Annotated in this window: 11 protein-coding genes; all 11 read right to left on the reverse strand. The window is 32.4% G+C overall.

Annotated features, from left to right (window positions below; all coding sequences use genetic code 11):
* Positions 1-397, reverse strand: a 397-nt coding sequence (locus tag CLVI_RS16615; RefSeq protein ID WP_146127344.1) for a hypothetical protein, incomplete at its 3' end; no start/stop codon positions are given.
* A gap of 1 nt (position 398) precedes the next feature.
* Complete coding sequence (fliJ, locus tag CLVI_RS16620) at positions 399-842, reverse strand: flagellar export protein FliJ (protein ID WP_106061304.1); 444 nt, start codon at positions 840-842, stop codon at positions 399-401.
* 15 nt (positions 843-857) lie between these two features.
* Complete coding sequence (gene fliI, locus CLVI_RS16625) at positions 858-2,168, reverse strand: flagellar protein export ATPase FliI (RefSeq protein ID WP_278320543.1); 1,311 nt, start codon at positions 2,166-2,168, stop codon at positions 858-860.
* A gap of 11 nt (positions 2,169-2,179) precedes the next feature.
* Entirely contained in the window at positions 2,180-2,929 is a 750-nt protein-coding gene (locus CLVI_RS16630; RefSeq protein WP_106061306.1) for a FliH/SctL family protein, read from the reverse strand.
* The gene (gene fliG, locus CLVI_RS16635) at positions 2,913-3,929 is read right to left on the reverse strand and encodes a flagellar motor switch protein FliG (protein ID WP_106061309.1); all 1,017 of its coding nucleotides are present in this window, start codon (positions 3,927-3,929) and stop codon (positions 2,913-2,915) included. Before fliG ends, CLVI_RS16630 begins: the two co-directional genes overlap by 17 nt.
* Positions 3,930-3,934: 5 nt before the next feature.
* On the reverse strand, positions 3,935-5,491 hold the full coding sequence (gene fliF / locus CLVI_RS16640; RefSeq protein WP_106061311.1) for a flagellar basal-body MS-ring/collar protein FliF: 1,557 nt from the start codon (positions 5,489-5,491) through the stop codon (positions 3,935-3,937).
* A gap of 17 nt (positions 5,492-5,508) precedes the next feature.
* Complete coding sequence (gene fliE / locus CLVI_RS16645; RefSeq protein ID WP_106061313.1) at positions 5,509-5,823, reverse strand: flagellar hook-basal body complex protein FliE; 315 nt, start codon at positions 5,821-5,823, stop codon at positions 5,509-5,511.
* A gap of 10 nt (positions 5,824-5,833) precedes the next feature.
* Positions 5,834-6,238 (reverse strand): flagellar basal body rod protein FlgC, encoded by a 405-nt coding sequence (gene flgC, locus CLVI_RS16650; protein ID WP_106061315.1) that lies wholly within the window; start codon positions 6,236-6,238, stop codon positions 5,834-5,836.
* A gap of 3 nt (positions 6,239-6,241) precedes the next feature.
* A complete protein-coding gene (gene flgB / locus CLVI_RS16655) occupies positions 6,242-6,649 on the reverse strand; it encodes a flagellar basal body rod protein FlgB (RefSeq protein WP_106061317.1) in 408 nt (135 codons plus the stop codon).
* Between the two features lie 276 nt (positions 6,650-6,925).
* Entirely contained in the window at positions 6,926-7,786 is an 861-nt protein-coding gene (locus CLVI_RS16660) for a flagellin (RefSeq protein ID WP_106061319.1), read from the reverse strand.
* Positions 7,787-7,922: 136 nt separating this feature from the next.
* Entirely contained in the window at positions 7,923-8,291 is a 369-nt protein-coding gene (locus CLVI_RS16665; protein ID WP_106061321.1) for a four helix bundle protein, read from the reverse strand.
* Positions 8,292-8,619: the final 328 nt, after the last annotated feature.

An 8,619-nucleotide genomic window follows, 5' to 3' on the forward strand; every position in this document is an offset into this window, starting at 1 on the left:
CATTTTCTTTACCAGTTTCTAAATCTGACAAAAGGTTGTTAATTACTTTAACAGCATCTTCTTGATTCATACTACTTTGTGTATTGATATTTTGATCTTGAGTATTTGTTTTAGCTGAAGCCATCTTATTAACTAATTCAACAATTCCTGCTAAGGAGCTTATAATATCATCTTTAGATAGTTCTTCAATTGATCTCTCAACTTCTGTTTTAACTTCTTTAACTTCTACATTATTCTTCGGTGCAGATGAAGCATCTGTTAAATTAGACATCTTTTGAAGTACAGAACCAAATTTATCCTCAGATTTTGTTTTTGTATAGCCCTCTGTACCAGTATTAGCCATATTTTTAACATTTAGAGTAGATAGATTTATATTGTTGCTTATATTCACTTGCATTTTATTCACCCCCCTTCATATTCTTCATATATGCATAAAGAGCAATTTCATCTATGTCTATAACTTCTAGCCTGTCCTGCTCCTTTACATAACTATTGTACTGCTTGTCTTTTAAAGTTGCTACTGTTTTTCTGTCTATTTGTTTTTCTTTTAAATCCATTCTTCTTTTCTCTAATTCTCGTCCTCTTAGTACTAATTCTTTTTCTTTGTCCTTTATTCCTGCATCAATCGCATATAAATAGTTTCTTTTTACTTTTTGATAAATAATATCCTCTCCTGGCTTGATACCTCTATAGGATTCGTACTTATCTTTAAGCTCTTCTAAGTCATTTTGCGTTTTTATTTTATTACTCTGACTTTCAGAAAACAATCTTTTACTTTCTTCTTCCTTCTCTTCTCTTAACTCTAGAAGTTTTTGAAGTCTAAATTTATATTTTTGAGTCATATCTCCACCTCACAGTTACTTAAACATAGTGGTTAAGCTACTAATGCTTTCCTCAAAAGAAGTTTTTTCATTTATTCCTTGTCTCAGAAATTTCTCAAGAGGTTCATTATATTTTATTGATAGATCTATTTTAGGACTACTACCTCGTACATAGGCTCCTATATTAATTAAATCCTCTGACTGCTTGTAAGTCGCAAGTAAATCTCGTCCATAGGATGCTGAATCCTTATGTTTCTCTTCAGCTATAGTTGTCATAAGTCTACTTACACTATTTAAAATATCTATAGCCGGATAATGATTTTTATGGGCTAAATCTCTTGATAATACTATATGCCCATCTAAAATACCTCTTACCGCATCGGCAATAGGTTCATTAAAATCATCTCCATCAACTAAGACAGTATAGAATGCAGTAATTGAACCCTTATCAGAAGTACCTGATCTTTCCATAAGTTTAGGTAATTTTGCAAAAACAGACGGAGTATAACCCTTTGTTGCAGGAGGTTCTCCTATCGCCAGACCCACTTCTCTTTGTGCCATTGCAAATCTTGTAACAGAATCCATCATAAGGATTACTTTTTTGCCCTTATCTCTAAAATATTCAGCGATAGCTGTTGCAGTTAAAGCTCCTTTTATTCTTATTAAAGCAGGTTTATCTGAAGTAGCACATACTACTACAGACTTTTTCATACCTTCTGGTCCTAAATCATTCTCTATAAATTCAAGAACCTCGCGGCCTCTTTCTCCAACAAGTCCAATAACATTTACATCTGCCTGAGCTTCTCTTGCAATCATTCCTAAGGTTGTACTTTTACCTACACCACTTCCTGCAAATATACCAATTCTTTGGCCCTCTCCAACAGTTAGAAATCCATCTATAGCTCTTACTCCTGTTGGCATTACATTTTTTATCCGTCTACGGGTCATTGGATCCGGAGGTTCATTTTCAAGTGGATAATGTTCTCCTAAAAGTTCTTCATGTGAATTGTACTCATTTCCAAGACCATCTAAAATCTTTCCAAGTAATTCATCTGAGCACCTGACCCCTAAAGGCTTATTTTGTGGGACAACTTTACAACCTGATGATACTCCTGATAATTCTCCTAGAGGCATAAGAATTACAAACTTTTCTCGAAATCCCACTACTTCACAATTAATAGGCTTGTTATATTGGTTATATATAATACAAAGTTCTCCAACAAAGGCCTTAATTCCTTCTACTTCTATGGTTAATCCAATAACTTTGCTAACAATACCTTCTGAATATATGGTTGAGGTTTCCATAACTTTTTGTGTTAATCCTTCAAAATCTATATTCAAATTTATCCCTCACTTCTTCACCCTATTATAGCTTTCATTATTTTTTCCAAGCCTATGTCTACTCCAACTTCCATCTTCCCACTGTTTTTTTCAATTATCGCATTTCCAGGCTGGATATCATCACTTACAATTATGAATATTTCCCCGGTAATGTTGTAACTAACCTTCCAAATTTTAATTTTTTCTTTTAACTGTTCCTCATAAATTCTATTACATCTAATAATGATATTTTGTTCCCCCTTAGCTAGCTTAAAGGCCTCATCTATTATTAGATCTATTCCATCGTCTTTTAACACTTCTTTTTTTAATATTTTTCCAGAAATACTAAAGGCTAATTTAATAATATCTTGAGTTTTCTTTTTCAAATATTCATTATAATCTTGCTCTGCCCCGGATAATATCTTTTCTGCATTATTTATAATATCTGTGGCTTCTTTTTTTGCCTTTGGAATAGTTGCGGCAATAGCCTCTTTTTTACCATCCTCATGACCATTTTGAATTCCTTGATTATAACCTTTTTCATAAGCATTTTTCTCAATAAGAGCGGCTTGAGTCTTAGATTCAATAAGAATCTGATCTCTTTTTCTTTGTGCTTCCTTAATAATACTTGCACCTATGACTTCAAAGTTTCCTACCATATTAGATTCATTTTCTCTTACATTAGAATTTGATTCATTAGTTGTTTTTGCAACATAATTAGTAGAAATTTTCATCTGTTCTCCACTTAAAGCTTGATCTTTTTTTATTAGACTATACGATGATTGCATCTTCTCCACCTCTTGAAATAATTATTTCTCCAGCTTCGTCTAACCTTCTAATTACAGAAACAATCTTTTGCTGACATTTTTCTACATCCATTAACCTTACTGGACCTAAGAATTCCATATCTTCCTTTAATGAAGCAGCTGCTCTCTTTGATTGATTCTTGAAAATTGTTTCTCCAACTTCTTCTGAACAACCCTTAAGAGCAAGAGCAAGTTCCTTAGCTTCAACTTCTCTAAGAATTCTTTGAATAGATACATCATCAAGAGTAATAATATCCTCAAATACAAACATAGAGCTCTTAATTCTATCAGCCAATTCAGCATCTTCTCTCTCTAGACTTTCAGTAATATTCTTTTCAGTTGTTCTATCAACCTGATTAAGAATATCAACTAAAGTTTCTACTCCGCCCAAAGTTGTCATCTCAGTTCTAACAACTGATGATAACTTACTTTCAAGTACGTTTTCGATTTCTTTTATTACCATTGGTGAAGTAGTACTCATAGTAGCAATTCTAAAAGCAACTTCACTTTGAACTTCTTCTGGTAATTCCGCTATTACTTGAGCCGCTTTATCTGGCTGTAGATAGCAAAGAATTAAAGCTATTGTTTGGGGATGCTCATAAGTCATAGCATTTAACAATTGATGAGCATCTGCCTTTCTAGCTATTGAGAAAGGTCTATATTGTTGAGTAGCCTCAGACACCTTCTCTAGTATTTCAGCAGCTCTTTGAGTCCCTAAAGCCTTTCCGAGTAGGGTTCTTGCGTAATCCATTCCCCCTTCAACAATATACTCTCTAGCTTTATTTATTTGCACAAACTCATTTAAAATGCTTTCCCTCTGTGTCGCATTCACTGAAGTGATATTTGCAATTTCATAGGTTATTTTCTGAATTTCAGCCTCTGGCAACCTTTTAAGAATCCCCGAAGATACCTCTGGTCCTAGAGTTATAAAAAGTATTGCCGCCTTTTGAACGCCAGTTAATTTGCTACTATCTCTTGCCAAATTTATCACCTCTCATTTTCGGATAGCCAAGATTTGATTATATCTACTACTTCTTCTGGTTTTTCTTTTGCATAATCCTTTATTTCTTTCTCCATATGCAACTTTTCATTTGAAACTTCAAAATCTATTGGAGCAAAATTCTCAATAGGTTTTGCTGTTAACTTATCATCAATAACTACATCAAGAACTCTATCTTCATCTTTCTTTCTTCTTCTAATAAAAATTATCAGTAATGCAATTATTCCAGCAAGACTTAATACTCCAATTGCAGTCCAAAGAATTATTCTATTCCTATCAGCTGCAGCAATCTCTATATTAAATGCATCAATTTGCGCCTGTGCTTCATCTTTAATTGCAGTATCAAACTCCATACCAGTTAAGGACATTAAATCTCCTCTATTATTATCTATTCCTATAGCATTAGATATTGCATTTTCAAACTCTGCTTGAGCTCCAGCATCTAATTCTCCATCTATAAATACTGATGCTGTTATCCTTTTAGGCTTACCAGCACTACTTATAGTAGTTGTTGTAGTATTTCCAGTTTCATAGTTAGTCTTTTGCTCATTACTTCCTGTAACTCCAGCCTCTTCAGTTGTATCTATAGTATTTGTCATATTATTATCTACTGGGCTTTGGGCTGTAACTCCACCATTAGCATTATTATATGAATTAATAGTCTGTTGGCTAATAATAACTTTATTTGGATCAATAACTGTCTCATCTGTCTGCTTAGCATCAAAATCCAATTCTACATTCACAGTTGCTGAAACCTTATTTTTTCCTACAATTGGTTCAAGAAGTTTAATTATAGCTGCTTCATATTGATCTCCACTATTCTTTTCAAGATCTTTTTGACTTTGTATAGTTTCAGCACTTACACCAGTATTACCAGTTTCGCTATTTAAATTTTTAGTCAATAAATTCATGTTAGTATCTATTACTTCAACATTATTCTGCGGTATATTCTCAGCACTTGCAGAAACTATAGCAACAATAGACTTTACATTCTCATCTGTTATCTGTTTTCCAGCCTTTAGTTTTAAAACAACTGCGGCCTTGCCCTCTTGCTTGTCCTTTACAAATACGGAATCCTCAGCTGGGGTAATATTTACTTTAACTGTCTCTATCGCTTCAAGGCTTTTTATAGATTTCTCTATATTCCCTTGTATCATTCTAAGTTTTTTTATATTAAATTCCTCATCTGTCATACCAAATGAACTACCAGAGTCCATTAGTTCGTACCCTTTGCTTCCATCTGAAAGCTGAGATGCGAATTGTAATCTAAGCTCATCCACCATGGCTGTTGGAACTAAAATAGAATCCCCTTCAACTTTCTTATCTATTTTATCCTCAGTTAATTTTGCTATAACAATATCTGCATCTGCAGCATCTAGCCCTGAATATAATACCGAATATTTATTTGATGATGAAAAGAAAAATAAACTTATAATAGCAATTAATAGTGCTATTAATGCAACCACTATTGCTATCTTAATACTTCTACCAAAGGATTTAAACTTCGCCCAAAGCTTTTTAAATGTGTCTGAAAGCTTTTTCATCTATTGCACTCCTTCTATTATAACTGCATTTGACTAATTTCTTTATATGCATCTACCAATTTATTTCTAACTTGGACAGCAAATTGTAATGATACTTTAGCTTCTTCAGTGGCTAACATTACATCACTAATTTCTACATCCTCGCCTTTAACAAAAGCTTCAGAAGCTTTATCTGCAACTAGCTGCTTATCATTAATACCCTCTATAGAATTTTGAAGAGTTGTCGCAAAAGTATCAAGTCCTGTACTAACTGTATTATTTTTATTCGTATCAATATTATTTATGCCTTTTTGAAATATTTCTTGACTTGGTACAAAATTATTAATTATCACGATATCACTCCTATCTGCCTATTTCTAACGCTTTCATAAACATATCCTTATTCGCATCTAATGTATCTGCATTAGCCTCGTATGCCCTTGTTGCCGCTATCATATCAGCCATTTCATTTAGAACATTAACATTTGGATATTCTACATAGCCTTCTTCATTTGCATCTGGATGTGATGGGTCATATACCATTTTCATGTCTGACTCATCCGCCTCTATCCCCACAGCCTTTACCCCATAGGAATTCATCTCGCTATCTAAAGCTTCTTGAAAGACAGCAACTTTTCTAACATACGCGCCGCCCTCTTCTGTTCTTGTTGTTGTGGCATTAACCATATTTGAAGTTATGGTATCCATTCTTAATCTTTCAGCAGACAATCCACTTGCACTTATTCTCATAGCATCAAAACTATTCATTTATTAATTACCTCCGCTTATTACATATTTCATTGTGCTAAGCTTCCCATTAGCTTGTTGCACTAAAGCATTATATTTCATTGTATTAGCAGCTTGATTTACTTTTTCGACATCTAAATCTACATTATTACCATCTGTCCTCATGCTAGTACTTTCATCTTTTTCAACAGTGATATTCCCATTAGTATCACTACTTTGTAGATGTTTACTATTATTAGTTTTCATTGCTAAATCAGTTTCAGTTGTTCCATTGATGTTTTCTTCAAAAACAACGTTAAATCTTTTGTAATCCTTTGTATTTATATTTGCCATATTATTTGATATAGCTTTACTTCTTACATTTGAGGCTGCTATACCTTCCTTGATTAAGTTATAAGTGCTACCTTCATTTCCCAAAACACTCATTGTCATAAACCCACCTCCATCTTTTATCCCCATTAATTTTATATAACAATTTTTTATCAAATAAAAAAAGTTCTCTATCACTACTTCCAATTTATATTATAGTCTATCATCATGTAATTTTCTATGATATTTAAAATAAACTTGTCTTATTTAAGTATAAATATGTATTTTCTTAAAAATTTTATTCTTATTCATCAAACTATGTTGCAATTAATAATATTTTAATTAATAAAACAAAAAAAAATAGTCCAGAATTTTAATTCTAGACCATTTTATTCTTAATTATCTAATTCTTTCTAGTACCTTCAATGCATCTTGAGGAAAATTGTTACTCTGTGCAATTAATGCTATACTCGTTTGAGTCAAAATCTGAGTCCTAGCAAATTCAGCCATTTCTACTGCAATATCAGTATCTCTTAAACTGCTATCAGCTTTTTCTACTATTAATGTATTTTGTTCCAAACTTTCTGCAGAACTTTCAAATCTATTAGAAATAGCCCCATATTTACTTCTAATAGATGTAATAGAAGTTATAGAAGCATCTATTACACCAATCGCTTGGTCTACCTTATCTGGATCTGTTAAATCTATATCACTTAAAGCATTACCTTCATCATTATGTAAAAAAGAAGCAGATATGTTATATGCTGGTATTCTAACTTTTTCCCCTACCATAGCACCAACAACAGTATCTTTATAGGAGGGGTACTCATTACTACTAACATTCTCATCTCCAATAAGTTTTACTCCATTAAATTCAGTATCTTTTGCTAAAGAATTTAAAGTATCCTTCATTGTAGTCATTTCAGCCTGTATTGCCGATCTATCAGCTTCTGTTTTACTTCCATCTCCTGCGCTGATAGCCAATTCCTTCATTCTAGCCAATACATTATTAGCCTCTTGCAATGCTCCATCAGCTGTTTGAAGCATTGATTGTCCATCCTGAAGATTTTTTTGAGCAGATTGTAAACTCCTAATTTGAATTCTCATGCTTTCACTTTGTGCAATTTTATTAGGATTATCCTTGGCAGAATTAATTTTAACACCTGAGCTTATTCTTCCGATAGCAGACACATTATCCTTTAAAGTCTTCTGATATCCTAAATTCAACCTAAGAGAATTCATATTATGACTTAATCTCATTATCCATCACCTCGTTAATATTCTTATCGGCCAATTATTTTAAATCTTTATGTTTTTTTAATATATTTTTAAACAAAACTTTGTTTAGTTGAAAATTGAGAGTTGAGAGTTTAATTTAACTTTCCACTTTCAACTTTCAATTCTCAACTTTATTGAGGTTTTGTTTTGTTGTTTTTACTATAGATGTAAGAATTTTGTTTAGTTCATTGCATTCATTCAAAATGTCTTTTGATATGTTGTTATCTATATAGTTAGTAGCAACTAGAAGTTTTAACCAGTAATTTATTTCTGAAGCTTCTTTTAAAGATATATTAATTTTGCTTAAAAAGTCTTTTTTACTTTGGGATTGCAAAGCTTCTTTAACATTCGCGCCTATACTTGTTCCTGACCTAAGGACCTGTTTTGAAAGAATATACTCATTTTTTTGTTTGCATAGATATTTATATAAATTAACTATTCTCATAGCAAACTTAAATGACTTCTCATACACCAAACTTTCCTTCAAGCTTTAAACCACCTAAATATACTAGTATATTAAAAGCTTAACCTATTACAAAATATTTAATCACTGCGTGATTAGTTGAGAGTTGAGAATTGATAATTGAAAGTTAAAGGAAATCATTCTCCCCAACTATCCACTCTCAATTTCCAACTCTCAACTATTTATTAGCCCCTTCTAATTTTTTCATCTTTACGCCTTCTGCTCTAAAGTAAGCGTCAAATAACTCATCACCTAGGACTGGCAGTAAATTAATGTGATAATACTCCTATACTTAGTAGGAGGTAATTTGCATGGCAGAAAGAAGATCTAAAGAAGAATGGATGATACTTGT

Origin of the sequence: Clostridium vincentii (assembly GCF_002995745.1) — a bacterium.
Taxonomy (GTDB): domain Bacteria; phylum Bacillota; class Clostridia; order Clostridiales; family Clostridiaceae; genus Clostridium; species Clostridium vincentii.

Bases quoted from the DNA above. Each gene is read 5' to 3' on its own strand.
- flgB (WP_106061317.1), bottom strand. From the start codon at position 6,649: ATGACAATGAGTGTTTTGGGAAATGAAGGTAGCACTTATAACTTAATC.
- fliF (WP_106061311.1), bottom strand. From the start codon at position 5,491: ATGAAAAAGCTTTCAGACACATTTAAAAAGCTTTGGGCGAAGTTTAAA.
- fliJ (WP_106061304.1), bottom strand. From the start codon at position 842: ATGACTCAAAAATATAAATTTAGACTTCAAAAACTTCTAGAGTTAAGA.
- flgC (WP_106061315.1), bottom strand. From the start codon at position 6,238: ATGAATAGTTTTGATGCTATGAGAATAAGTGCAAGTGGATTGTCTGCT.
- CLVI_RS16660 (WP_106061319.1), bottom strand. From the start codon at position 7,786: ATGAGATTAAGTCATAATATGAATTCTCTTAGGTTGAATTTAGGATAT.
- CLVI_RS16630 (WP_106061306.1), bottom strand. From the start codon at position 2,929: ATGCAATCATCGTATAGTCTAATAAAAAAAGATCAAGCTTTAAGTGGA.